Consider the following 24034-nt stretch of genomic DNA (forward strand, 5'->3'; position numbering starts at 1 on the left):
GCAGGCAGCAGGAGGGAATGATCATGGCCCACAAATCCCGGTTGAACCGGCCCACGGACCAGCGCCAGGCCCTGGTCCGGAACCTGGTGACGTCGCTGTTCATCCACGAGCGCATCGAGACCACCGAAACCCGGGCCCGGGAGGCCCAGCGGCTGGCCGAGCACCTGATCACCCTGGCCCGCCGCGGCGACCTTCATGCCCGGCGCCAGGCGCTGGCAGTGCTCTACGACAAGCAGGTGGTCAAGAAGCTGTTTGACGTCATCGGACCGCGCTACAGCGACCGGGCCGGCGGCTACACCCGCGTCCTGAAGCTGGAGCCGCGCCGGGGCGACGGCGCGCCCATGGCGCTTCTGGAGCTGGTGTGAGCCCCGGTGGCCCGGCCCGGCGCGGCGGTGGAGGGCCCGGCGCCGTGACGGGGGAACCACTGATCGAGGTTCGGAAAGCCAGTTACGTGTACCACCCCGGCCAACCCGACGCCGTCGAAGCCCTGCGGGGCATCGACCTCGAGGTGCGCCGGGGTGAGTTTTTGGCCGTGGTCGGCGCCAACGGATCCGGGAAGTCGACCCTGGCCCGGCTGCTCAACGGGTTGATCCTGCCCACCCGGGGCGAGGTGCGGGTGGCAGGCCATTCCACGGCGGATCCCGAGGCCCGCTGGGAGATCCGGCGGCTGGTGGGCCTGGTCTTCCAGAACCCGGACAACCAGCTGGTGGCGCCCACGGTGGAGGAAGACGTGGCCTTCGGACCCGAGAACCTGGGCCTGCCCCGGGAGGAGATCCGGCGCCGGGTGCGGGCCGCCCTGGAGGCGGTCGGCCTGTGGGAGCGGCGCGCCGACCCGCCCCACCGCCTGTCCGGCGGGCAGAAGCAAAGGGTGGCCCTGGCCGGCATGCTGGCCATGGAACCCGCCTGCCTGGTGCTGGACGAAGCCACGGCCATGCTGGACCCCGCCGGCCGGGCGGAGGTGCTGGACACCGTGGGCCGGCTCCACCGGGAGAAGGGGATCAGCGTGGTCCTCATCACCCACTTCCTCGAAGAAGCGGCCCGGGCCCGCCGGGTGGCGGTGATGGACCGGGGCCGGATCGTGGCGACCGGCGCGCCCCGGGAACTCTTCGGCCGGCCTGCCTGGCTGGAGCGGCTGGGCCTGGTGCCGCCCCCCATGGGCCAGCTGGCCGCCCGCTTGCGCCGGCGCGGGTGGTGCTTGCCGCCGGGCATCATCACCGTGGACGACTTCCTGGCCGCCCTGGGCCTGTCCCCGGCCGCGGCCCAGGAAAGGCTCTGAGGGGCGGGCGGAGGGGCCATGGCCATTCGCGTCGAGGGGCTGGTTCACGTCTATGGCGGTGCGGGCTATGCCGCCAGGGAGGCCCTCAAGGGGGTCAACCTGGCCATCGCAGACGGGGAAAGGGTGGCCATCATGGGGCCTACCGGCAGCGGCAAGTCCACCCTGGTCCAGCACTTCAACGGCCTCTTGCGTCCCACCCGCGGGCGCGTGGAGGTGGACGGCCTGGATCTCTGGGCGCCCGGGCGCGACCGCGACGACCGGCTGGCCGAGGCGCGCCGCCGGGTGGGCCTGGTCTTCCAGTTTCCCGAGCAGCAGCTCTTCGCCGAAACGGTATGGGACGACATCGCTTTCGCACCGCGGAACCTGGGGCTGGCCGAGGAGGAGGTGGCCGCGCGGGTCCAGCGGGCCATGGCCCTGGCCGGCCTGGATCCGGAGCTGGCCCACCGCTCGCCCTTCAGCCTGAGCGGCGGCCAGATGCGGCGGGTGGCCATCGCCGGTGTGCTGGCCATGATGCCCCGGACCCTGGTCCTGGACGAACCCACCGCGGGCCTGGACCCCCAAGGGCGAGCAGCCCTGGTGGAACTGCTGGACCGGCTCCACCGGGACGCGGGGCTGACGGTAGTGCTGGTATCCCATGATGTCGACGAGGTGGCCGCCCTGGCCCGGCGCGTGGTCTTGATGCGGGACGGACGGGTGGTGGCCGACGGCCCTGCGGGCGAGGTGCTGGCGGATGAAGCCCTGCTGGCCAAGTGCCGCCTGCGGCCGCCCGCCACGGCCCGGCTGCTGGGCGAGCTGGCCCGGCGGGGCTTGCCGGTGAACCCCCGGCGCGTGAGCCTGGACGAGGCCGAGGCTGAGCTCCTGGCCGTGGCGCACCTGCTGGGGCCCGTGGCCGGCGGGGAGGGTCGCCCCTCCGCCCCTGACGGGGCGAGCGCCCCGGTATCGGGCGCGCGGACCGGGAGCGGAGATGCCGGGACGCAGGGGGGCCCGGCGGGCGAGGCCGGGGCCGGCGACCGGCGGGCTCCCGAGGAGAGCAGGGAGGCCGACCCGGGGCCCGCCGCGATCCCCGGGCCGCCCGTGGCGGAGGAGGGAGGCCCGTGATCCCCGAGCCTCTGGTCGGCCAGTACGTCCCCGGTGAAAGCCTCGTCCACCGGCTGGACCCCCGCACCAAGATCGCCCTGCTGGCGGGCTACACCGTGGTGCTGTTCCTGGTCCGGGAGTGGGCCGCCTACGGGCTCCTGGCGGCCCTGGTTCTGGCCGGCACCCTGGTGGCCGGGCTGCCGCTGGCCTACCTGGTGGCCGGCCTGCGGCCCATGGCCTGGCTGGCAGCGCTCACCCTGGTGCTCAATCTGGTGGCCGTGCCGGGTGATCCCCTGGTCCATCTGGGACCGCTGGTGGCGACCCGCCAGGGACTGGAGCTGGGCCTGCGCCTGGCGGTCCGGCTGCTGCTGCTGGTCGCGGCCGCCTCCCTGCTGACCCTGACCACCTCACCCATCGCCCTGACCGACGGGCTGGAGGCGCTGCTGCGGCGCCTGGGCCGAAGGGTGCCTGCCCATGAGCTGGCCATGATGATGACCATTGCCCTGCGCTTCATCCCCACCCTGGCGGAAGAGGCGGACCGCATCATGAAGGCCCAGCTGGCGCGGGGCGCCCGGTTCCACCGCGGCGGGCCGGTGCAGCGGCTGCGGGCGCTGGTTCCCCTGCTGGTCCCCCTGTTCGTCAGCGCCTTCCGCCGCGCCGATGACCTGGCACTGGCCATGGAGGCGCGCGGCTACCGCGGCGGTGCGGGGCGCACCCGCTACCGGGAGCTGCGGCCGGGGCGGGCCGACGCCATGGCCGTGGCGCTGGCCACCGTCCTGTTTGGGATGACCCTGTGGTGGGGGCGGTAGAGGGATGCCGGGACCTTGGGACCAGCGCCACCAGGACGAACGCTGCCGCGCCGAGCCCGGCCCCTGCAGTCCCGGCGCCCTGCCCGGTGACGCAGGGGCGAGGGCCGCGGTGGCTTCCTCGCCCGGGGCGGGGCGGGGCGAACCCGCAGGCTCCGGCGTCACGCCCCGGGAGCCCGTGCCGGCACCGGGCGGACCCCGGAAGGCGCCCGCCGGCCCCCGCGCCGGGTATCGCCCGGTACCGGGCGGCCAGCGGACGCTGCGGGCCGTGCTGGCCTATGACGGCACCGACTTCGCGGGCTGGCAGCGCCAGGCCGGCCGGCGCACCGTCCAGCAGGTGGTGGAAGAGGCTCTCTCCCGGCTGCTGGGCCATCCCGTGCGGGTCACCGCCGCCGGCCGCACCGACGCCGGCGTGCATGCCCGGGCCCAGGTCATCCACTGGCAGACTGCCCGCCCCTTCCCTGCGGAACGCCTGGTACCGGCCTTGCGCGGCCTGCTTCCGCCCGACGTGGTGGCCGTCGCCGCCGGCGAGGCGCCGGCGGGGTTCCACGCCCGGTACGCCGCCCGGCGCAAGACCTACGTGTACCACCTGTGGAGGGCGCCCGTGGCGGACCCCCTGCACCGGCGGTGGCAGTGGCATCTGCCGCTGGCTCTGGACGCGGCGGCCATGGCTGAAGCGGCCCGGCGCCTGGAGGGCCACCACGACTTTGCGGCCTTCAAGGCGGCGGGATCTCCGGTGCGGAATACCCGCCGCACCCTCTATCGCTGCCGCCTGGAGGAACACGGCCCGCTGCTGCGGATCGTGCTGGAAGCCGACGGGTTCCTGATGCATATGGCCCGCGGCATCGTGGGTACCCTGGTGGAGATCGGTCGGGGACGCTGGCCCGCCGGCCACGTGGACATGCTGCTGGCCACGGGCCGGCGGCAGCTGGCCGGACCCACGGCGCCGGCCCACGGCCTGGTCCTGTGGCGGGTGGAGTACGACGACTGGGTGGCGGAGGGACCTCCCTGGCCCGGCGCCCCGCCCGGCCTTTCCCGGCCTTGATACGCCCGGCGTCGTGTTCCCTTGACAGCCGGGAGACCTCCGGCTAGCATAGAAAATGCTGTTTTTATCGGGTTCCTGGCGTCATAACGGCCCCGGCGGCGCCGCGGGCTCCTTTCTTGATTTCGCCCCGGGACCGGAACGACGGGAGGCAACACCATGCGGACCACCTTCATGGCCCGCCCCCAGGACGTGCAGCAGCAGTGGTATGTGATCGACGCTGCGGGCGTGCCCCTTGGCCGTCTGGCCAGCCAGGTGGCCAAGATCCTGCGGGGCAAGCACAAGCCCATCTATACGCCCCACGTGGACACGGGCGACCACGTCATCGTCGTCAATGCTGCCAAGGTGCGCCTGACGGGCGAAAAGCTCCACAAGAAGGTCTACTACCGCCACACCGGCTACCCCGGCGGCCTGCGTGCCGTAACGGCGCGGCGCCTGCTGGAGACCCGGCCGGAGCGGATGGTCGAACTGGCCGTGCGGCGCATGTTGCCGCGCACCGCCCTGGGGCGCCGGCAATTCCGCAAGCTGCACGTCTACGCCGGGCCGGAGCACCCTCACCAGGCGCAGCAGCCGCGCCCCCTGGTCCTGCGTAGCGACGGCACGCCGGTCTGGGACGGCGGCGCGGCTGCCGGCCAGGACGGCTAACCGGCTCCGCCAGGGCCGCGGGCCCGCCGGCCGGTGCTCCGCCATGACGGGCGGAATCGGCCCGGACCCACGGCTGGAGCGGGTCCGGCCGGTGGTCACCCTCCGGGGTGACCTGGTGCGACCGGCTGCGAGCACGCGACGAGGACGGCATGGGCGTGTGGCACAGGTTCGGCGGGAAGCGAGGTGAGAAGGTGGCGACCACAGCCGTTTACTGGGGCACCGGGCGGCGCAAGGAGGCCGTGGCGCGGGTCCGCCTGATCCCGGGAGACGGGCGGATCATCATCAACGGCCGCCCCATGGAGGAGTATTTCCCCACCATTGCCCAGCGAGCCGAAGTGGAGCGCCCCCTCAAGGTGACGGGGACCCTGGGCAAGTACGACGTGCTTGCCCGGGTGGGCGGCGGCGGCATCTCCGGCCAGGCAGGGGCCGTGCGGCACGGCATCGCCCGCGCCCTGCTCCGCGTGGACGAGTCCTACCGCAAGCCCCTGAAGCAGGCGGGGCTGCTGACGCGGGATCCCCGGGTCAAGGAGCGCCGCAAGTACGGCCTCAAGAAGGCCCGCAAGGCGCCGCAGTTCTCCAAGCGCTGATCCCCGGGCTGCATGCCCGCGGGGCCGGGCCGGCAGGGGACTCCCGCCGGCCGGGTTCTTCAGGATCCCATTGCCCGGGAAAAGGCACGGCACGGTATCCGTCGCAACACGGCGCCCGGCGGGTCGAACCCGCCGGGCGCCGGCTCTCTTTCCCGGCTCGATGGCTCGCCTAGCCTGCCGGTCCGGCCAGCACCTCTTCCTCCAGCCAGCGGGTGTGGAACCGGCCCTGGCGGAAGTCGTCGCGGCGCAGGATCTCCTGGTAAAGCGGGATGGTGGTCCGGATGCCGTCGATGTGGAACTCCGCCAGGGCCCGCTGCATGCGCGCGATGGCCTCCTGCCGGTCGCGCCCCCAGACGATCAGCTTGCCCACGAGGGAATCGTAGAAGGGCTGGACCACCGAACCGGCCCGGAAGCCGGCATCCAGGCGCACGCCGGGACCGGCCGGCGGTTCCCAGGCGGTGATGGTGCCGGGGGAGGGCAGGAAGCGGTTGCCGGGGTCTTCCGCGTTGATCCGGCATTCCATGGCCCAACCCCGGAAGGCCACGTCCTCCTGGGTGAAGGACAGGGGTTCGCCGGCGGCCACCCGGATCTGCTCCTTGACCAGGTCGATGCCCGTGATCATCTCGGTGACGGGGTGCTCCACCTGGATGCGGGTGTTCATCTCGATGAAGTAGAAGTTGCCGTCCCGGTCCACCAGGAACTCCACCGTGCCTGCGCCCACGTACTCCACCGCCTCGGCCGCGCGGACGGCCGCCTCCGCCATCCGCTGGCGCAGCTCCGGCGTCATCACCGGCGAGGGCGCCTCCTCGATCAGCTTTTGCCGGCGCCGCTGTACCGAGCACTCCCGCTCGCCCAGGTGCAGCGTGTGGCCGTGCTTGTCGGCTATCACCTGGATCTCGATGTGGCGGGGTTCCTCCAGGAACTTCTCCAGGTAGACGGCGCCGTTGCCGAAGGTCGATTCGGCCTCCCGCCGGGCCGACGCCATGGCCTGGGCCAGTTCCTGCTCGTTCCGCGCCACCCGGATGCCCCGGCCGCCGCCGCCCGCCGCCGCCTTGACCAGCACCGGGTAGCCGATGCGCCGGGCGATCTCCAGGGCCTCGTCTTCATCCTCCACCGTACCCTCGCTGCCGGGCACCACGGGCACGCCCGCCCGCAGCATGGCCTCCCGGGCCAGGGACTTGAGCCCCATGGTCTCGATGGCCTCCTGGGGCGGGCCGATGAATTCGATCCCCCACGTCTTGCAAACGGCCGCGAAGTGGGCGTTTTCCGACAGGAAGCCGTAGCCCGGGTGGATGGCGTCCACGCCGGCCTTGCTGGCCGCCTCGATGAGGCTGGGGATGTGAAGGTAGCTGCGGGTGGCCGGGGCCGGGCCGATGCAGTAGGCTTCGTCGGCCATGGCCACGTGCAGGGCGTCCTCGTCGGGCTCCGAGAAAACCGCCACGGTGCGGATGCCCAGCTCCCGGCACGCCCGGATGATGCGCACGGCGATCTCGCCGCGGTTGGCGATCAGAATCTTCTGGAACATGGCCTCGACCTCCCCGTGAAGGTTCGCAGCCGGGCCGGCGTTTCCTGCGCCGCGGTCCTTGCCTGTGCCGCGGACCGGCACCATGCTGAAAACAGGTTCCCGGTCGGGCGGGCTGTTACGGGCACCCCCGCCGTCCCGGGGGCAGCCGGGACGGCCGGCAGCCGCCCGCGGTGCCGGCAGGCGGCGCTGCGCCGGTCGGCAGCTGAACAAGCCGTGGCCGGCCTGCCTGCGCGGCCTGCGGCCCGGGACCACCGCCCCGGCGGCCGCCGGAGCGGCCTGCTCCAGCGGTGGCCCTTCGCCGGGGGCCCGGCCGGCCGGGGAACCGGGCGGCGGCACCGCGGCGAGGAGCGGCGGCACCGCCATGACAGAACGGGAAGGATGATGGCACGATGGCCGATCGTCAGGCTTCCACCCGCCCCGCCGTACCGTGGGAGCCCGGGGACCGCTGGCTGCTGCCGGCCGCCGGGCTGCGTCCCCCGGGCGGCGGCCCGGTTCCTCCCCGGCCCGCCGGCCGGCTCGTGCCGGACCGTTATACCATAACCTACCTAGCAGGCCTTGACGAACTGGACGGCGACGAGCTCCGCAGGGCGGAAGCCGGACCGGCGGGCCGCCACCCGGCACCCCGGGTGCTGGTCTCGCCGGTGCCCGCTCCTGCCGTGGCAGCGCTGTGGGGGACGGTCCTCCAGGGCGTGACGGCCCGGGACCCGGAGCACCTGCAAGCCCTTGTGGAGGCTGCCGGCCGGCGGGCCGGCACCCGCTGGGTGCTGCTCCCCTGGGATACCCTGACGGCGCCGCCTCGATGGGCCCGGGCCTGGGCCCGAGTGACTACCTGGGCCCCGGCGGCGGCCGGGCCGGTCATCATGCCCGCAGGCCTCCAGGGGGACCACCAGGTCCCGCCCCGCCTGGGGGCGGAACTGGCCCGGGTGCGGCGGGAGCTCCTGCGGCAGCTGGAAGAACCCGTGCCTGCCCCGGTGGTTCTGCCGGCCAACCTGGCCGGCTTCGGCCCCCAGGAGAGGGCGGGGGCGGGTCTGGCGGGCGTGCCCGTATGGTGGCTCCTCCATTGACGGGGGCGGGGCCGGCGAGCTGTCCGGACCGCCGCGGAGCAGGAACTTCCTTCCGCTCGACGAAATCCACCGCTAAACCGGACCAGGGCACCGGTTTCGCACGAACCGGTCGGGTCCTGAGACGGGAAAGGCGCCCCGCCGCCGGTCCCCGCTGGGGGAGGGATCGCCGGCCGGGGCTCCAGGCAGGGAGGTGGGAGGTCGCCCGGCACCGGCTGCCGGCGGGCCCGGCCTCGGGCCGGTCCGGCTGGTGCGGGGCGGTTGACCGGCGCCTGAGACCACCAGCCTGAGGTCCGGGCCTGCGCCGGCCACCCGGGGAGTGCCGCCGGGAGGTACCCTGGGGGCCGGTATCGGAGCCCGGAGTTTCGCCTTCCGCGGGCTCATCGCCGCCGGGCGGCATCGCCGGCGCCCACCCAGGCCGCGATCCGCCGCCGTCCCGCCGCCGGTTGCGGCTCAAGGCCCGCGCCGGCAGGGCGGCCCGCACCGGGTCGCCGGCGGGCGGTCGATCCCAGCAGGAGTCATGGCCCGTCATCATCCCCGGCCCGCGGAAGGTACAAGACGGCATCGCCCGCAGGAGCCGCGCCCGCGGGCGGCGCGCGGCTCGAGGGGAAAGGGGAGAGGGCCATGCTCAACTCGCCGGCGATGTTCGTGGTGCTGGCGCTGATCGCCTACGGCATCGCCTACTGGGGATACGGGCGCTGGTACGACCGCACGGTCTGGCGGCCTGACCCCAACCGCACCACGCCGGCCCACATGTACACCGACGGGGTCGAGTACTTCCCCGTCAGCCGCTACGTGCTCTGGGGCTACCAGTACAAGAGCGTCGCCGCCCTGGGGCCCATCCTGGGACCCTTCATCGCCATCCAGTACGGCTGGGTCCCCGCCCTGCTGTGGATCATCTTCGGCAACTTCTTCATCGGCTGGCTCCAGGACTACGGGGCCATCATGCTGTCGGTGCGCAACCAGGGGCGGTCCTTCGGCCCGATCACCTACGAGTTCACCGGGGCCGCGGGACGCAGTACCCTGCTGGGCTTCATCCTGTTCTACCTGCTGATCATCTCGGCCACCTTCATCCAGCTGATCGCCGTCTTCTGGAACACCTTCGCGGGGTCGTTCGTGGCCACCGCTGGCATCATCCTCACCGGTGTGATCTGCGGCCAGCTGCTGTACAAGCGCCGGATGAACGTGGGTGCGGTGACCCTGATCGCCTTCGCCCTGATGATCCTGTCCTTCTGGCTGGGTTCCACCAGCCTCGGCCAGGCGGTGAAGTTCAACCTGACGGCCCAGGGCGCGCTGAACTTCAACGTCTGGCTCTGGGCGGCGCTGTGCTGCGTCATCCTGTACGTGGGTTCGATCCTGCCGCTGCCCACCTTCATCCAGCCCTTCAACTACGTGTCCTTCTTCCCCGCCATGTTCGCGGTGCTGGTGATCCTGGTGGGCGCGCTGGTCACCCCCCTGACCGGGGTCACCCTGGCGCAGCCGGCGTACGTCGGCTTCTGGGGGCCCAAGGGCAGCTTTGCCGCCGGTGGCAACCCCATGTGGCCTGTACTGTTCACCGCCATCGCCTGCGGTGCCATCTCGGGGTGGCATAGCCTGGTCAGCTCGTCCAGCACCGCCAAGCAGCTGGACATCGAGCCCGACGCCCACCCCGTGGGCGCCGGCGCCATGCTGGGCGAGGGCCTGCTGGCGCTGGTCTCCCTGGCCTCCTACATGGTCCTCAGCCCGGAGCGCATCGCCGAGCTGGGCGGCGCCAGCGTGGGCTCCTGGGTGTTCGGGGCGACGCTGATCACCAAGCCGATCCTCGGCGCCTTCATGTCCGACAACGCCATCCGCGTGTTCTTCGGTACGGTGCTGGTCATCTACGCCATCACCGTCCAGGCCCTGGTCACCCGCTTCTGGCGCCTGGTCTCCGTCGAGGTGTTCGGGGACAGCATCCTCGCCCAGAAGCATGTGGCCACCTTCATCGGCCTGCTGCTGCCGTGGATCATGGCGGTCAGCGGCTCGTGGAACAACATCTGGCTGTTCTTCGGCGGGTCGAACCAGCTGCTGGCCGGCCTGGCCCTGATGCTGATCACCATCCACCTGGCCCGGGTCAAGGCGCCCAGCCGCTACACCCTGCTCCCGGCCCTGTTCATGATCGTCACCACGCTGGCGGCCATCGCCGTCCAGACGGTGCGCTTCCTCCAGGCCGCCCTGGGCGGGCCCGCCAAGACGCTGACCCAGGACCCGCTCAAGACCCTGGCGCCCACCGTCGCCAACATCATCGACTGGGCGTCGGTGCTGATCGGCGTGGTGCTCTTCGTCCTCGGCTTGCGGATGGCGATCCTGACGCTGCAGGCGTACGGCCGCGCCAAGGCGGGCCTGCTGGCCCAGCCGCAGGCGGCACCGGGCGACTGACCGGCACCGAGGCGGCCGTCGTGGCGGGCCCTGCCACGGGGGCAGGGCCCGCCGCCGGATCCGCCATCCGTGCCGGCGGCCGGGCCGGTTCCACCGGCCGGGCCGGGCTAAGGTCGACAAAGGAGGCGCATGCCCATGTTGGGTCGCAAGGACGGGCCGGCCAACGGCGCCCGCAAGGAGCAGAAGGCCGGGTTCCTGACCAAGCTCCGGGGCGTCATGTACGGCATGGCGAGCCACGGCAACGTCACGGCGGCGCTGCGCACCCGGATGCACCTGGAGCATCTGTTCATGTTCATCACCCTGGGCGACATGCTGGGCATCCCCGTGCTGCCGCCCTATTACAGCCTGCGCATCCTGCCGTACGCCGTGCCCAACATCGAGTCGTGGAAGCAGCGGGTCTTCCGGGAGCGGGACTTCACCGACGCCATCTACTGAGGGTGAGCGGGACTCCTGGCGAGGGCCTGGCGCCGGTGCCGCCGGAGACGCTGAAAGGGAGGAGTGGAGGCATGCCCACCCTGGTACGGCCCCGGGGACTGGAGTCGTACTTCAACGAGCACCCCGACGTGGAGATCGTCATCTTTGCCGGCAAGGGCGGCCTGGGCAAGACCACGTCCAGCTCGTCCCTGGCCTGGTACATGTCCCAGGTGAAGAAGAAGCGGACGCTGCTCTTCAGCACCGACCCCCAGGCCTCGCTGAGCGACATCTTCGAGCGCAACTTCTACGGCCTGGGCGAGATCGAGGTGGCCCCCAACCTGTTCGTGGTCGAGATCGACGCGGACCGCCGGGTGGCCGATTACCAGGCGTCGGTGAAACAGAAGATCAAGGACATGTACGGCCTGGACGAGGTGCCGCGGGAGATCGAGGAGTACATCGACTCCACCTCCGCGGAGCCGGCCATGTACGAGTCCGCCACCTACGATGCCATGGCCGAGCTGGTGGCGGCCCACGAATACGACATCTACATCTTCGACATGCCGCCCTTCGGCCACGGGGTGCGCATGGTGGCCATGGCGGACATTCTCTCCAAATGGGTGGAGAAGATCACCGAGGCTCGCTCCAAGGTGGCCGAGTACGATGCCATTGCCGCGACCCTCAAGGGCGAGAAGGGCCATGAGGACGCGGTGATGCAGGAACTGATCGACATCCGCAACAAGATCAAGGCCTTCACCGACCTCATCACCGACCGCCGCCGCACCGCCTTCTTCATGGTGCTGATCCCGGAAAAGATGGCGATCCTGGACACGGAGCGGGCTTTGGCGATGTTCCACGCCCTGGGCATGGAGATGTCCGGCCTGGTGGTCAACCAGGTGTACCCGCGGGAGCTGCTGGATCGCCCCGGCACGTCGGAGTACCTGCGGAACCGGGTCCTGATGCAACAGCAGCACCTGGCCGACATTGCCCGCAAGTTCGGCGACCGGGTGCAATCGGTGGTGCCCATGTTCACCCGGGAGCCCAAGGGGCTGGAGATGATCGAGCAGGCTTCCCGCTACCTGATGAACTGCGAGATCGCCCTGGAGGCCTGACGGCCGGGGCCCGGGCGGGGCCTGGGGAGCCGCAAAGGAGTGACCACGGGTGCAGCACATCGGAGCCTTCTTGCAGGAGCACCCCCAGTTGAAATTCGTGTTCACCGGCGGCAAGGGCGGTGTGGGCAAGACCATCTGTGCCGCCGTCCTGGCGTACCATTTTGCCGAGCAGGGCAAGCGCACCCTGCTGGCCAGCCTGAACCCCGTGCATTCGCTGACGTCCGTGTTCGGCCAGGACCTGTCGGGCGGCCAGGTGCGCCCGGTACAGGGCGTACCCAACCTCCATGCCGTCGAGGTGGATGCCTCGGACGTGGTGGCCCGCTACCGGGAGAACATCGGCCAGCGGGTGAAGGAATTCCTCAAGTATGCGGACATCCCCGTCGATGCCAAGCCCTTCGTCGACATCGCCGTGACGAACCCAGCCTTCGAAGAGTCGGCCATGTTCGACAAGATGGTCGACATCATGCTGCGGGAAGGGCAGGAGTACGACATCCTGGTGCTCGATACGGCGGCGGTGGCCAACGCCGTGCGGCTCATCGGGTTGTCCAAGATCTACGGCCTGTGGCTACAGCGGATGATCGAGTCGCGCAAGGAGGCGCTCTCGCTACGGGTGCAGCTGAGCTTCCGCAAGGAAAAGGTGATGGAAGAAGTCAAGAAGGACCCCATGCTGGCCGACCTGATCGCCATGGACGAGCGGTTCAAGGCGGTCAAGCGGCTGCTGGTCGACCCCAACCTGACCGCCTTCTTCTTCGTCACCCTGCCCCTGGCGTTGCCCATCTCCGTGGTCACCCGCTTCATCAAGATGGTGCGCGCCTATGACATTCCCGTGGGCGGGGTCCTGGTCAACGGTGTCATTCGCGGCGAAGAGGTGGAGAAAGCCAGCGGCGACGAGTACCTTCTGAACAAGTACCAGGAGCAGGCGGGCTATCTGGAGCAGATCCAGCGGGAACTGGGCGACCTGGTGCGCGCCTTCCTGCCCCTGTACAAGAGCGAGGTGCACGGCTTGGAGGCCCTCAAGCAGGCTGTGGATGACCTCTTCGATCCCGACCAGCACTGGGCCCTGGCCCAGGTGACCGGGTGAGCGCGGGGGCCCAGGGGGCCGGGCTGGATGCCGCCCGGCCCCACCTGCTGGCCGTCCGCAGCGTGGTCTTCGGCACGTGCAACCTGCTGCTGCTGGGGGTGCCGGCCGGATGGCGCCTGGGGGACGGAGCCTTCCCCCCCGAAGTCGACCGCTGGCACGTGCGGGATGGCGTCAGCTGGGCCACGGCGGGCCGCGGCCACTGGTGGCTGGCTGCCCGGACCGGGACGGGGGGCAGGGTGGCACTGCGGGCGGAGCTCTTCCTCCAGGTCACGCCGGCCGGAGCGGTGGGCGCCGGCCCCGGGACGCCGGCGGCGGAGGCGGCGTCGGCAGCGGGGCGCGGCGGGCGGAACGCTGGCCCCCGGCCTGGAAAGGGCGGAGCGCAGGCAAGGGCATCAGGAAAGAGGGGCGGTGGCCGCCCCGCCGCCAGGGATTGGGGGCTCGGCCGGATCGACGCCACGGGTAGCTGCCTGCTGGACGGCCACCCAGGCTGGTGGGCCGCAGGTGCTGTACGGCGCGGGTTCCCCGGGCGATGGCGGCCGGCCCGCGCGCTGGTGCTGGAGTGCAGCTTCACTCGCCGCCGCCTGTACATCCGCCTGGAAGCGGCGCCAGGCGGTGAGCCGGGCGACCTGGAGGCTGCCTGGGAGGCCCTGCTGGCGGAGTGGCGGTGCCATTAAGGAATCCGGCGCGGGCGGGGCCAAGCCGGTGTGCCAGGGAGGGACGGGAAAGTGGCGACCCTGGACAGGAAGAGCCGGCGACGTCCCCTGCGGGTGGAGATCGTCGGCCTGTTTCCCCTCATCTACAAGATGTGCCCGCGCGGCATGGGCTGGGGAGCGGGCTGTGGCCTGGAGTGGCCTGCAGACCAGACCCAGGACTATCCGCCGGAGGAACAGGCGCGGCAGCGGCAGCTGGAGTCCCTGGTGGCTCACCTGGCGGACCGTTTCGGCTGGAGGCTGCAGGTGGTCACCGTTCCCCTGACTTCCCTGAGGGGCATGTGGCTGGCCACCCGGTACGGCATCGGCACCGGCCAGGTGGCCCTGGTGGCCTCGGGCCGCTGCGTGCGGCTGGATGAAGGCTACGAGGCCATAGACCGCCTCCTGGCATCGTGCCTGGGCGAAGACCAGGCCGCGGGATAAGAGCAGTGGCATCTCAAGCCGGATCCTGTCCCCGGGCCGCCAGCTGCAGCTCGCCCCGGGCAAGCCCGGCCGCCAGCTGGACGGCCCGCGGGATGTCGCTTTCCTCGCCCGGCCCCACACCAAAGCTCACCTGAACATGGGGGCTTTCGGCCTGGGTGGCGGCCAGCAGCAGCCGGCGCAGGCCGAATCCGCCCGCCGGCCCGCCCCGGCCCTCCAGGCGCGCCGGGCGCAAGGACGCCGTGGCCTCAATCTTCAGGATGAACTGGTCCCGCCGCCCGCGCCAGCGGGTCCAGGCCCAGGCCAGGGGAAAATCGCGGGGCTCCAGGAGGCACAGCATCTGGGCGGAGCGGGTGCCCGGCCCGGGGCGGCCCACTTCCATGATGAAGCCGCTGGTGCCGCCACCCAGGGCGCGCAGCGTGACGTCGCCGCCCAGCGCGGCCATGGCTTCCCGGGTCACCCGGGCGAGCCGGACCGCCCGGTGCCGGTTCCACTGCCGGCCGGCCACCCACCACAGGACCAGCAGGACGGCCACGGCCAGCGCCATACGGTCCAGAAGCGGTTCGGGCACGGGGTTCACCTCACCCGCCGGTTCCACCGGGGCCGTGTCCCCCGGGGCACCCTCAGGGGGCGCAAGCTCCTCGAAGCTCCAAGCCCTGACCCCTAATGGATGTGGGGCGCATGCTCCTCGACCAGGTGCTCTTCCAGTTGCCGGTGCTTCCAGGCGTCCAGGTCGGGCAGGACATACGGCAGCAGCCGCAGCCCGATGGACGAGTTCATCAGCGGGATCCCCAACAGCTCGCCGAACAGCACCAGGTTCATCACGTCGTTGTACTGGGAGCGGGCATGTTGAAGCTCGTGATACCAGTCGAAAAAGAGGAAGCCCCAGACGAACTGCTTGACCTTCCCCCAGAAGGTGGTGGGCCGCTGGGCCAGCCAGCTGTGGGCCCGGGGCTGGCCGTGCCGGCGCAACAGCGGATCACCGTGCTGATGACCGGTGCCGTGGTGATGGTGGCCGGCTGGCGCGCGACCCTGCGCTGCACCGGCATCGTGGCGGCCGGGATGTGCCGGTTGCACCGGCAACCCGCTTGCGGGTGCCATGAGCTCCATCCTCCTTGCCGGGCAGGTGGCCGGCCGGGATCGGTGCCCGCCCGGGCCGCCGGGCTGGACCGGCCCAGCGGGCGATCCATCCCGCACCCGCGCGCCTGGAACCAGGCCTGACAAGACGATTCGGCGCCGGCGCCGCAGTCCCTGCCAGGAACGCCCATCCCCGGACGGGACCCGTCCGGGCCACGTCCAGGGCGGGCCGGTCCTCACCGTCCTTCCGCCGGCGAGCCGCCGGAGGTTGAAGCCGCCCGCGCGGTGGAGGCGGGGCGTATCCGGCCGCGTCCGCCACCGGCCGTCCCGCAGGGCGAGTCCTGCCGGTCCGCCGCCCGCGGGCCGCTCGGTGTGCCTGCGGGGCGGCGAGGCAACCCGGTCGCCGGGGTGCGCGGTACGCCGGCGGGCAGGCCGCAGGGCACGCCGGCCCCCGAACGCGCGGCGCGCCCGCCGCCAGGCCTCGCGGCCCTCGGCTTGTGGATCGCGGTGCTCCGGAAGCCCGGCCTTGTCCGGGGCAGCCCTTGGCATCATGCCCGGAGCGGGGTATAATGAGTAGCGCGGCGGGCGCCACCGGCGCTCGCGCATGCGCCCGTAGCTCAGCGGATAGAGCGGTGGCCTCCGGAGCCACGTCTTGCGCAGGTTCGATTCCTGCCGGGCGCACATCAGGGGCGGTGACCGGTGCAAGACAGGCCGGCGCCGCCCCTTGGTTCATTGGGGCCGGTAGCGCTTCCTCCCTTCCAAGGCCCGGTAACTTCGCGAAAGCCCGGCGCGCGCCGGGCTCGACGGGTTGGGGCGATCGCCATGATGCAACCGTTCGGCTGGGAGACGGCCATTGTCGAAACCCTGGAGCGGGTGCGGCCGTTCCTCTGCCACGTGGCAGGGACCGACCGCAAGCGCCAGACCACGGCCTTCGGCACGGGGATCCTCTTCGACCACTGGCACGTGATCTGCAACGCCCAGACGGTGGACGACGCCGCCGAGGTGGTGGTGACCCTGCCCGGCGGCACCAAGGTGGATGCCACCGTCGTCGGGTCGGATCCGGTGTACTTCATCGCCGTGTTGCGGCTCGCCGAGCGGTTCCCGGGGCCCCTTCCCACCTGGCGGCCCACGACCGAGCTGCGGGTGGGCCACTTCGTGGTGGCCGCGGGCTACCCTCTCAACCTGCAGCTCAACGCCACCTTCGGCATCGTCAGCACCGTGGACATGACCCTGTACCGTCCCGACCGCATTCCTGTGGACGGGTTGATCGTCACCCAGGCGCCCATGCACCCCGGCAACACCGGCGGGCCCCTGGTCACCCTGGACGGCGCCGTGGCCGGGGTCAACGGCATCCCCTGGTCCCACGGCATGAGCCTGGCGGTGCAGGGCGACGTGGTGCGCCGGGTGGTGAACCAGATCATCGAGTTCGGCCGTGCCACCCATCCCTGGTTGGGCTTCTCGGGCCAGCCCGACGTGGTGGACCCCGCCCTGGCCCAGCTCTTCGCCCTGCCGGTGGACCGCGGCCTGGTGGTCGGCCACGTGGCCGACAACGGGCCGGGCAAGCGGGCGGGCATCAAGCCCTTCGACATGGTGGTGCGCGCCGACGACCAGCCGGTGACCCACGCCGGGACCATCCGCAAGGTGCTGGCGTACCGGCGGCCGGGCGACCGGGCCCGGCTGACGGTGCTGCGGGGTGGCGAGCTGATCGAGCTGGAGTTCCCCGTGGAGGAGATCCCGCGCCTGGCGTCGGCGTCTTGACGGCATCCCGCCGCAGAAAAGAAGGCGCCTTCCCGGGGCGTCTTGGAAGCTTGCCCGGCCATGCGACGGCGGCCGCCGGGAGGCGGCCGCCGCCATTGTGTGCGCCCGGCATGGGCGAGTGCTAAGGGGTGAAAGTCCCCTGCGGAGGGTGGCCCCGTACAACCGCTAGCCGAAGGCAAGGGTGCCCGCGGCGACGCGGGATCCGAAGGAAGCCGGAGGCAAAGTCGCGACCCGACGACCAGGAACCGCGGGCGAGGCGGCGCCGTCTGGGCGAGCTGGCACAACACAGCGAAGCCCGAGATGGGCCGAAGGGCGGCGCTGTAAACGCGGCGGGTGTGCGACGAAAGTGCTCGCTCTTACCCGGGGAGGCCTGCCGGTAGGCCAGCGGAGCTGGCAACCCGCGACCGCAAGGCGCGGCTGAGCCGGCAGGAGTCAGCAGAGGCCGTAGTACCGCCGGCCGGGCCGGCAGGAAGGGCCGAACGTCGAGTCCGGGAGGGTGTTGGCGCGTTCGCGCCGGGTGCGAGGAGAGCAGCCAACCCGAGAGGGCCTCGCCCAGGAAGCGGTGGTGAATCCCACCGGGGCCTGGGTGAGAGCGGAGCACCCGGCCGGGACAGACCGGCGCCCCTCCCCGCGGAGGACGTGGTGGCGTGGACCTGATGGAGCAGGTGGTGGCCCGGGAGAACATGGGGGCCGCCCTACGACGGGTGGAGCAGAACCGGGGCGCGCCGGGTATCGACGGCATGACCGTCGAACAACTGCGGGGTTTTCTGCGGGAGCGGTGGCCGCAGGTACGCGCCCAGCTGCTGGCGGGAACCTACCAGCCGCAGCCCGTCCGCCGGGTGGCGATCCCCAAACCCGGGGGCGGCACGCGCCTACTGGGTATCCCGACCGTCCTGGACCGCCTGATCCAGCAGGCTTTGCTGCAGGTGCTGACGCCGATCTTCGACCCCGACTTTTCGGAGCACAGTTACGGCTTTCGGCCGGGACGCTCCGCGCACCAGGCAGTCGAAGCGGCGCGGCGGCACGTCGAGGAAGGGTACGCCTGGGTGGTCGACCTGGACCTCGAACAGTTCTTTGACCGGGTGAACCATGACGTCCTGATGGCCCGGGTGATGCGGAAGGTCGCGGACAAGCGCGTCCGCATGCTGATCCGCCGCTACCTGCAGGCCGGCGTGATGGTCGGTGGGGTGAAGGTGCGGACGGAAGAAGGGACGCCCCAGGGCGGCCCCCTCAGCCCGCTCTTGGCCAACATCCTTCTCGACGACCTGGACAAAGAGCTGGAACGGCGGGGACACCGCTTTGTCCGTTATGCGGACGATTGCAACATCTACGTCCGCTCGGAACGGGCAGGGCACCGGGTCATGGCAGGCGTACGGCGCTTCCTCGAGCAGCGGCTTCGGCTCAAGGTCAACGAACAAAAGAGCGCGGTTGATCGGCCGTGGCGACGCAAGTTCCTCGGCTTCAGCATGTATCACGGCCGGGACGGCGTCCGCCTGCGGGTGGCCCCCCAAACGGTGCAGCGGCTCAAAGACCGGCTTCGCACCCTGACCAGCCGGACGTGGTCCGTTTCCATGACCGAGCGGATCCGCCGGATCAACACTTACCTGCGGGGCTGGCTTGCGTACTTCCGGATTGCGGACATGGCAAGCCTCCTCGATACCGTGGAAGGTTGGCTCCGGCGACGCTTGCAGGCGTGCCTTTGGAAGCAATGGAAACGGCCCCGCACCCGTTTGCGGGAACTCCGCGCCCTGGGACATCCCGAGTGGAAGGCCCGGCAGTGGGCCTTTTCGCGCCGGGGTTATTGGGCCATGGCTGGCGGCCCGCTCAACAGCGCCCTGGGCAAGCGCTACTGGCTTGCCCAGGGGCTGCTGAGCCTGACCCAGTACTACCACCAACTTCGCCATGCTCGACGAACCGCCCGGTGCGGACCCGCATGCCGGGTGGTGTGAGAGGACGGGGCCGTGACCGGCCCCTCCTACTCGATTCGGGAACCTCGCCACCCGACGGCAAGGCCGGCCGGAGGACCCGGCCGGCCAGGCGGTGGGTGCGGCCGGTGCCCCCGTTGGGGGCGTACCCGGCGCCATGCTGCGGCACACGTCGCCGTGGCCAGGCGGTGGGTGCGGCCCGTGCCCCCGTTGGCGGGCCGACCGGTCGGGGGCCCACGGGGAGGTGCGGCCGGGGCACGTGGCCACGGAGCGGCCACGCCGCCTGTGGCAGCGCCGGCAGGTCATGCCACCGGCCATCCCGCAGGTACGGGCGCGCTAGGCGCCGGCCCCCGCCTGGGCGCGCCCCGCGCCGGGTTCGTCGGGAAGAACGGGTGCCGGGCTTCCTGTGGGTCGCGGCAGGGCGGCGGTGGTCTGATCCCCGCTCTCCGCGGAGGCTCCCGTGTTGCCGCCTCCGGGAGACCGGGAAGCGGCGGCCCCGGAAGCCGTGCCCGAGCGTGCGGCGCTGCGGCAGCGCGGGCAGATGCCGGTCACCTTGATTTCGATCTCGGAGATCTGATAGCCGCTGGTGTGGGCCAGGTGCTTGAACAGCGGCTCCAGCTGGCGGTCGTCGACGGGGGCGACCTCTCCGCAGCACTCGCACACCAGCTGCTGGCGGATCTCCAGGTTGGCGTTGCGGAGCCCGTATTTCGTCGGCCCTTCACCCACCTGCACCCGGTCCACCAGCCCCAGCTCGACCAGCAGGTCCAGGGTGCGGTAGACCGTGGCCAGGCCGATGTCCGGCCAATCCTTTTTGAGCTGGGAGTAGAGCCCTTCCGCCGTCAGCAGGCGGTCCTGATTGAGGACCACCGCTGCCGCCACCGCCCACCGCTGCCAGGTCAGGCGGTACTCGTGCTGGGCCAGGGTCTCCAGGATCCTGCGGATGGTCACCGGGCTCACCCCACGGAACGGGCGGGGGCGCCGCCACCCCCGGCTCGGCCAACTACTCGATACCGGTTCTAAAAATACAACCGTTATCGCTATTATAGGCGGAACCGGCTGCCAGCGTCAAAGACTCCGCCGGGGCCAGGCGACCGCCGGGCGGGCAAACGCCCGCCCGGCGGCTGCAGGCCGGCACGGGCCGGGCGGCACCGTCGCGGGCCGGGCGGCACCGCCGCAGCCAGGGCTGCCCCGGCGGTACCGCCCGATGCCATACCTGTATCCTCCTGCCCCGCCGGTCCCTTGACCCGGCTTGTAGCCGACCGGGCCTCCGGTGCTCGCAGGTCCACCCGGCCGCGCGGGCTGCGGGTCCGCCGGTTCACCCGCCCCGAGCGGGGCCGCCGGGCAGGAGCCCGCCGGGCAGGACCAGGGGGAGCCGGTGGGGCCGGCGGGCACGCCCCTGATCCCTGCCCTGGGTGCCCGCCCCCCGGGCTTCAGGCCTTCCCGCTGTTCCGGTGCCGGCGCCCTACAGCCTTTCCGAGACCGCCTTGGGCTGCATGAACCAGAGCAGATAATCCGGCCCGCCGGCCTTGGCGTCGGTGCCGGACATGTTCCAGCCGCCGAAGGGGTGCACGCCCACCAGGGCGCCGGTGCACTTGCGGTTGAAGTACAGGTTGCCCACGTGGAACTCCCGCTTGGCGCGCTCCAGCTTGTACCGGTCGCGGGCGTAGACGGAGCCCGTCAGCCCGTACATGGTGTCGTTGGCGAGGGCCAGGGCGTGGTCGAAGTCGCGGGCGCGGATGAAGGCCACCACGGGCCCGAAGATCTCCTCCTGGGCGATGGTGGCGCGGCCGTCCACGTCGGCGAAGACGGTGGGCTGGATGAAGTAGCCCTCCCGGTCGTCGCCCTGGCCGCCGGCCACCAGCCGGCCCTCGCCGCGGCCGATCTCGATGTAGCGCATGATCTTCTGGAAGGCCGCCTGGTCGATGACGGGACCCACCTGGGTGGCCGGGTCGTCCGCCTGGCCGACCCGCAGCTGCTGGGTCTTCTCCACCACCCGGCGCAGGACCTCATCGTAGACGCTGTCGACCACGATGGCCCGCGAGCAGGCCGAGCACTTCTGGCCCTGGAAGCCGAAGGCCGACGTGACGATGCCGCTGGCGGCGTCCTCCAGGTCGGCGCTCTCGTCCACGATGATGGCGTCCTTGCCGCCCATCTCCGCCACCACCCGCTTGAGCCAGATCTGGCCGGGCTGGCGGCGCGCCGCCTGCTCGTAGATGCGCAGGCCGACCTCCATGGAGCCCGTGAAGTTGATGAACCGGGTGCGCGGGTGGGCCACCAGGTAGTCGCCCACCTCCGGGCCGGGGCCGGGCAGGAAGTTGATCACCCCGGCCGGGATGCCGGCCTCGATCATGATCTCCATGAACTTGGCTGCGATGATGGGGGTGTTGCTGGCCGGCTTGAGGACGACCGTGTTGCCCGCCACCACCGGGCCCGCGGTGGTGCCGGTCAGGATGGCCAGGGGGAAGTTCCACGGCGGCACCACCAGGCCGGCGCCCAGGGGGATGTAGAAGGCCTCGTTGAACTCCCCGGCCAGGGGCGTCAGGGGCTGCGGTTCCTCCAGCCGCAAGGCCTGCCGCCCGTAGTACTCGAGGAAGTCGATGGCCTCGGCCACGTCGGCGTCGGCCTCCGGCCAGGTCTTGCCGGCCTCGTAGACCTCCCACGCCGCCAGCTCGAGCTTGCGCCGGCGCATGATGGCGGCGGCCCGGAACAGCACGGCCGCCCGGGCGGCCGCCGAGAGGCGGCTCCAGGGTCCGAAGGCTTCCCAGGCGGCGGCCAGGGCCTGCTCGGCATGCTCGCGGCCGGCCCGGGCCACCGTCCCCACCACTTCCGACTTGCGGCCCGGATTGTACGAGACGATGCGCTCCGGCGTGTCGACCGCCCGGCCGCCGATCCAGAGGGGATAGTGGCGTCCGAAGTCCGCCCGCACCCGGGCCAGGGCCTCGGTCATGGCCTGGTGCGCGGCCGGCTGGCTGAAGTCCGTCAGCGGCTCGTTGCGGAATTCCGGCACGGGCATCTACGCATCCTCCTTCCGCCGATACCTTGCCAATGGTGCCGTCCACGCGATACACCCCAGGGGACGGCGAGGGCTATGGAAGTCCTCACCAGTGCGGTGCCGGCCGCGCCAACCCTTAGACAGCCGCCGCCCACATCCCTGCCGTTCCCCCTGCCCCGCCCGCGCGACCGGTCCAACCGGGTGCCACCCGCCGGACGAACCGGCGGCCTGGCGGCCGGTTCGTCCGGGGCCTCCCGCACCCGGTGTCGACACAGCGGCTACATCACGCCGGTGTATGTCCGCTGTGGCTATAGGAAGCCTCCCGCCCAGCCGGAATGCATGGCAGGGAGTGCCGGGCATGGCCCGCGGGGTGGACCATTCACCACCGCCTGGAGTGACCAGCGTGGACGACCTGGGAGGCCGCTTGCGCCGCATCCGCGAGAGCCGCAACCTCAGCATCTACGAGGTGGAGCGGCGGACGGGGATGCACTTCTCGACCATCAGCAAATACGAGCGCAACGAACGGCAACCCAGCCTGGACGTGCTGCGGGAGCTGGCGGCCCTCTACGAAGTGCCCGTTTCGGTTTTCCTGACGGACCGGCTGGCGCTGGAGGCGCTGCTGCCCCCGCCGCTGGCGGGACTGGCGCTCCAGCTGCTGGACCGGCCGGCCCTGGCCGAGGCATGCCAGCGGCTCGCCGCCCTGGACGACCAGCAGGTGGAGGCAGTGGCGGAGTTTCTCGACCGGGTGGGACTCACCGGGCGGGGGCGCGGGACCACCGGCGGCCGCCGCCGGGGAGGCACCGTGTACCCGCGCCCGCGGGGCGGAACCCGCCTGGGCGGCGACTCCCGGTCGCTCGCCCCGTCAGACCCAAAGGCCCATGCAGCCCCGGAGGCGGACACGGCGGCGGAAGCGGACCCGGCGGACGCTGCGCCGGGAAGGGGCAAGCCCTCATCACCGGCGGCCCCACCCCCGGCACCGGGCGGCCCGGCACCGGGCGGGATGCCGGGCGGCTCGTCTCCGGACGGGGCACCGGGGGAAGAACCCGGCCCCTCGGGCTGAAGCCGGGAGGGACGGCGGCCTTCAGGGCCGGCGGGCGGGCGGAGCCCCGGGATTCCGGTCCGGTTGCCCCCGCACCGGGGGCGCGCCGGAGCCGGCCTCGGCCGGGCAGGCCCGGCAAGCGCGGTGCCGGGGGTCCGCCGAGGGCGTGGTCCCAGGCTGCGGGGGTCTACTGCTCCCCTTCGCTGCCGTCTTCCGTGGCGCGATCCAGCCCCGCCCCGTCCCCGGGCTCCCAGACCGGATCAATGTCCTGTTCCAGGGACCGCTTCCGCAGCCACCAGGCCAGGACCAGCAGCGGCCAGGTGGTTACCTGGGTGACGGTCAGGATCTCGATGCCGTAGGCCGGGTTGGCGTAGACGGGCCAGGCGATGGGGGCGTCCCGCACCGTTTCTTCTACCGCCACCCGCCACCACTGGTAATAGTAGAGAAAGCTCCAGAAGAGATAACCGGCGGGAGGCCGGCGGCGCGCCAGCCGTTGATGCAGGAGCAGGAGCCCGAGCCCCGCCGCCGAGGCATAGAGCTGGACGGGGTGACGGGGAAAGGGCAGGGCGGTGGTGAAGTTGCCCAGCACCTCGCCGTTGAACAGGTTGCCGATGCGTACCAGCATGTAGCCGATGGCCACGCCCGGCACCGCCAGGTCCAGCAGGCGCTGGAAATGGGGCCAGGCCGGCCCCGGCAGCCGCCGGCGGATGTACCACCAGCCGGCCAGGCCGCCGCCCAGCAGGGCGCCGTGCAGGGAGAGCCCGCCGTGGTCGACGCGGATGATCTCGCCGTAACGGCCGGGAGCGAAGTAATCGCCCGGATTGGTCAGCACGTAGACCAGGCGGGCGCCCACGATCCCGCCGACGATGATCAGCGCGCTGGCGTTGTAGAGGAACTCCTCGTCGTAGCCCCGCCGGATACCGTCCCGCACCAACACGTACAGGCCCGCGGCCATGGACACCGCCATGAAGAACCCGTACCAGCGGATGGCCAGGGGGCCGATCTGAATCAATACGGGGTCCCAGTTGACTTCCACGGCGCGCCCTCCTCGTCTTCCTTGCCGGTTCATTGTACCATTCAACCTGAAATCACC

23 protein-coding genes and 1 tRNA gene are annotated in these 24034 nt (G+C 71.7%); 18 read left to right on the forward strand and 6 right to left on the reverse strand.

Annotated features, from left to right (window positions below; all coding sequences use genetic code 11):
• Window positions 1–23: 23 nt before the first annotated feature.
• The 7 genes from rplQ to rpsI all read left to right on the forward strand — a co-directional run bounded on the left by rplQ (window position 24) and on the right by rpsI (window position 5433).
• Window positions 24–365 carry a 50S ribosomal protein L17 gene (gene rplQ / locus ACZ5T9_RS02765; RefSeq protein ID WP_006902865.1) on the forward strand — a complete coding sequence of 114 codons (342 nt, stop codon included), beginning with the start codon at window positions 24–26 and terminating at the stop codon, window positions 363–365.
• Between the two features lie 44 nt (window positions 366–409).
• A complete protein-coding gene (locus tag ACZ5T9_RS02770) occupies window positions 410–1276 on the forward strand; it encodes an energy-coupling factor transporter ATPase (RefSeq protein ID WP_464833741.1) in 867 nt (288 codons plus the stop codon).
• Window positions 1277–1294: 18 nt separating this feature from the next.
• Window positions 1295–2374, forward strand: a complete 1080-nt coding sequence (locus ACZ5T9_RS02775) for an energy-coupling factor transporter ATPase (protein ID WP_464833742.1) — start codon at window positions 1295–1297, stop codon at window positions 2372–2374.
• Window positions 2371–3162 carry an energy-coupling factor transporter transmembrane component T family protein gene (locus ACZ5T9_RS02780; RefSeq protein WP_006902868.1) on the forward strand — a complete coding sequence of 264 codons (792 nt, stop codon included), beginning with the start codon at window positions 2371–2373 and terminating at the stop codon, window positions 3160–3162. Before ACZ5T9_RS02775 ends, ACZ5T9_RS02780 begins: the two co-directional genes overlap by 4 nt.
• A 4-nt stretch (window positions 3163–3166) precedes the next feature.
• Window positions 3167–4204, forward strand: a complete 1038-nt coding sequence (truA, locus tag ACZ5T9_RS02785; protein ID WP_464833744.1) for a tRNA pseudouridine(38-40) synthase TruA — start codon at window positions 3167–3169, stop codon at window positions 4202–4204.
• A 156-nt stretch (window positions 4205–4360) separates the two neighbouring features.
• The gene (rplM, locus tag ACZ5T9_RS02790; RefSeq protein WP_006902871.1) at window positions 4361–4846 is read left to right on the forward strand and encodes a 50S ribosomal protein L13; all 486 of its coding nucleotides are present in this window, start codon (window positions 4361–4363) and stop codon (window positions 4844–4846) included.
• 149 nt (window positions 4847–4995) lie between these two features.
• Entirely contained in the window at window positions 4996–5433 is a 438-nt protein-coding gene (rpsI, locus tag ACZ5T9_RS02795) for a 30S ribosomal protein S9 (RefSeq protein WP_006902872.1), read from the forward strand.
• A 169-nt stretch (window positions 5434–5602) separates the two neighbouring features.
• Here the strand turns inward: rpsI and accC are convergent, their stop codons facing one another.
• On the reverse strand, window positions 5603–6958 hold the full coding sequence (gene accC / locus ACZ5T9_RS02800; RefSeq protein WP_464833745.1) for an acetyl-CoA carboxylase biotin carboxylase subunit: 1356 nt from the start codon (window positions 6956–6958) through the stop codon (window positions 5603–5605).
• Between the two features lie 389 nt (window positions 6959–7347).
• Between accC and ACZ5T9_RS02805 the strand changes: the two genes are divergently transcribed.
• The 7 genes from ACZ5T9_RS02805 to ACZ5T9_RS02835 all read left to right on the forward strand — a co-directional run bounded on the left by ACZ5T9_RS02805 (window position 7348) and on the right by ACZ5T9_RS02835 (window position 14153).
• On the forward strand, window positions 7348–8022 hold the full coding sequence (locus tag ACZ5T9_RS02805; protein ID WP_464833746.1) for a hypothetical protein: 675 nt from the start codon (window positions 7348–7350) through the stop codon (window positions 8020–8022).
• Window positions 8023–8643: 621 nt separating this feature from the next.
• Window positions 8644–10416: a carbon starvation CstA family protein gene (locus ACZ5T9_RS02810; protein ID WP_464833747.1), complete on the forward strand. Its 1773-nt coding sequence runs from the start codon at window positions 8644–8646 to the stop codon at window positions 10414–10416.
• Window positions 10417–10551: 135 nt separating this feature from the next.
• Complete coding sequence (locus ACZ5T9_RS02815; RefSeq protein ID WP_116899714.1) at window positions 10552–10851, forward strand: DUF7990 family protein; 300 nt, start codon at window positions 10552–10554, stop codon at window positions 10849–10851.
• A gap of 71 nt (window positions 10852–10922) precedes the next feature.
• Window positions 10923–11939, forward strand: coding sequence for an ArsA family ATPase (locus ACZ5T9_RS02820; protein WP_006902877.1), 1017 nt, complete (start codon window positions 10923–10925; stop codon window positions 11937–11939).
• A gap of 49 nt (window positions 11940–11988) precedes the next feature.
• Complete coding sequence (locus ACZ5T9_RS02825) at window positions 11989–13020, forward strand: ArsA family ATPase (RefSeq protein ID WP_464833749.1); 1032 nt, start codon at window positions 11989–11991, stop codon at window positions 13018–13020.
• A complete protein-coding gene (locus ACZ5T9_RS02830) occupies window positions 13017–13694 on the forward strand; it encodes a hypothetical protein (protein ID WP_464833750.1) in 678 nt (225 codons plus the stop codon). The genes ACZ5T9_RS02825 and ACZ5T9_RS02830 overlap by 4 nt, the downstream gene beginning before the upstream one ends.
• A 51-nt stretch (window positions 13695–13745) precedes the next feature.
• A complete protein-coding gene (locus ACZ5T9_RS02835; protein WP_006902881.1) occupies window positions 13746–14153 on the forward strand; it encodes a hypothetical protein in 408 nt (135 codons plus the stop codon).
• A 13-nt stretch (window positions 14154–14166) separates the two neighbouring features.
• Here ACZ5T9_RS02835 and ACZ5T9_RS02840 read toward each other — a convergent pair whose 3' ends face one another.
• Together ACZ5T9_RS02840 and ACZ5T9_RS02845 are read right to left on the reverse strand one after the other, a co-directional pair.
• Window positions 14167–14721, reverse strand: coding sequence for a hypothetical protein (locus ACZ5T9_RS02840; RefSeq protein ID WP_464833752.1), 555 nt, complete (start codon window positions 14719–14721; stop codon window positions 14167–14169).
• Window positions 14722–14813: 92 nt separating this feature from the next.
• Window positions 14814–15251, reverse strand: coding sequence for a DUF7990 family protein (locus ACZ5T9_RS02845; protein WP_464833753.1), 438 nt, complete (start codon window positions 15249–15251; stop codon window positions 14814–14816).
• A gap of 582 nt (window positions 15252–15833) precedes the next feature.
• On the opposite strand from ACZ5T9_RS02845, the gene ACZ5T9_RS02850 reads away from it, so the two are divergent.
• The 3 genes from ACZ5T9_RS02850 (at window position 15834) to ltrA (ending at window position 18934) form a co-directional block, all read left to right on the forward strand.
• Window positions 15834–15908, forward strand: a tRNA-Arg gene (locus ACZ5T9_RS02850).
• A gap of 141 nt (window positions 15909–16049) precedes the next feature.
• Window positions 16050–16985 (forward strand): S1C family serine protease, encoded by a 936-nt coding sequence (locus ACZ5T9_RS02855; RefSeq protein ID WP_464833755.1) that lies wholly within the window; start codon window positions 16050–16052, stop codon window positions 16983–16985.
• A gap of 656 nt (window positions 16986–17641) precedes the next feature.
• Window positions 17642–18934, forward strand: coding sequence for a group II intron reverse transcriptase/maturase (ltrA, locus tag ACZ5T9_RS02860; protein WP_464834381.1), 1293 nt, complete (start codon window positions 17642–17644; stop codon window positions 18932–18934).
• Between the two features lie 312 nt (window positions 18935–19246).
• Here ltrA and ACZ5T9_RS02865 read toward each other — a convergent pair whose 3' ends face one another.
• Entirely contained in the window at window positions 19247–19858 is a 612-nt protein-coding gene (locus tag ACZ5T9_RS02865; protein WP_464833757.1) for a Fur family transcriptional regulator, read from the reverse strand.
• A gap of 514 nt (window positions 19859–20372) precedes the next feature.
• Window positions 20373–21923, reverse strand: a complete 1551-nt coding sequence (pruA, locus tag ACZ5T9_RS02870) for an L-glutamate gamma-semialdehyde dehydrogenase (protein WP_464833759.1) — start codon at window positions 21921–21923, stop codon at window positions 20373–20375.
• A 337-nt stretch (window positions 21924–22260) separates the two neighbouring features.
• Between pruA and ACZ5T9_RS02875 the strand changes: the two genes are divergently transcribed.
• The gene (locus ACZ5T9_RS02875) at window positions 22261–22962 is read left to right on the forward strand and encodes a helix-turn-helix domain-containing protein (RefSeq protein WP_464833760.1); all 702 of its coding nucleotides are present in this window, start codon (window positions 22261–22263) and stop codon (window positions 22960–22962) included.
• A gap of 166 nt (window positions 22963–23128) precedes the next feature.
• Here ACZ5T9_RS02875 and ACZ5T9_RS02880 read toward each other — a convergent pair whose 3' ends face one another.
• A complete protein-coding gene (locus ACZ5T9_RS02880; protein ID WP_464833762.1) occupies window positions 23129–23977 on the reverse strand; it encodes a prolipoprotein diacylglyceryl transferase in 849 nt (282 codons plus the stop codon).
• Between the last annotated feature and the right edge of the window lie 57 nt (window positions 23978–24034).

Source organism: Thermaerobacter nagasakiensis, assembly GCF_055396825.1.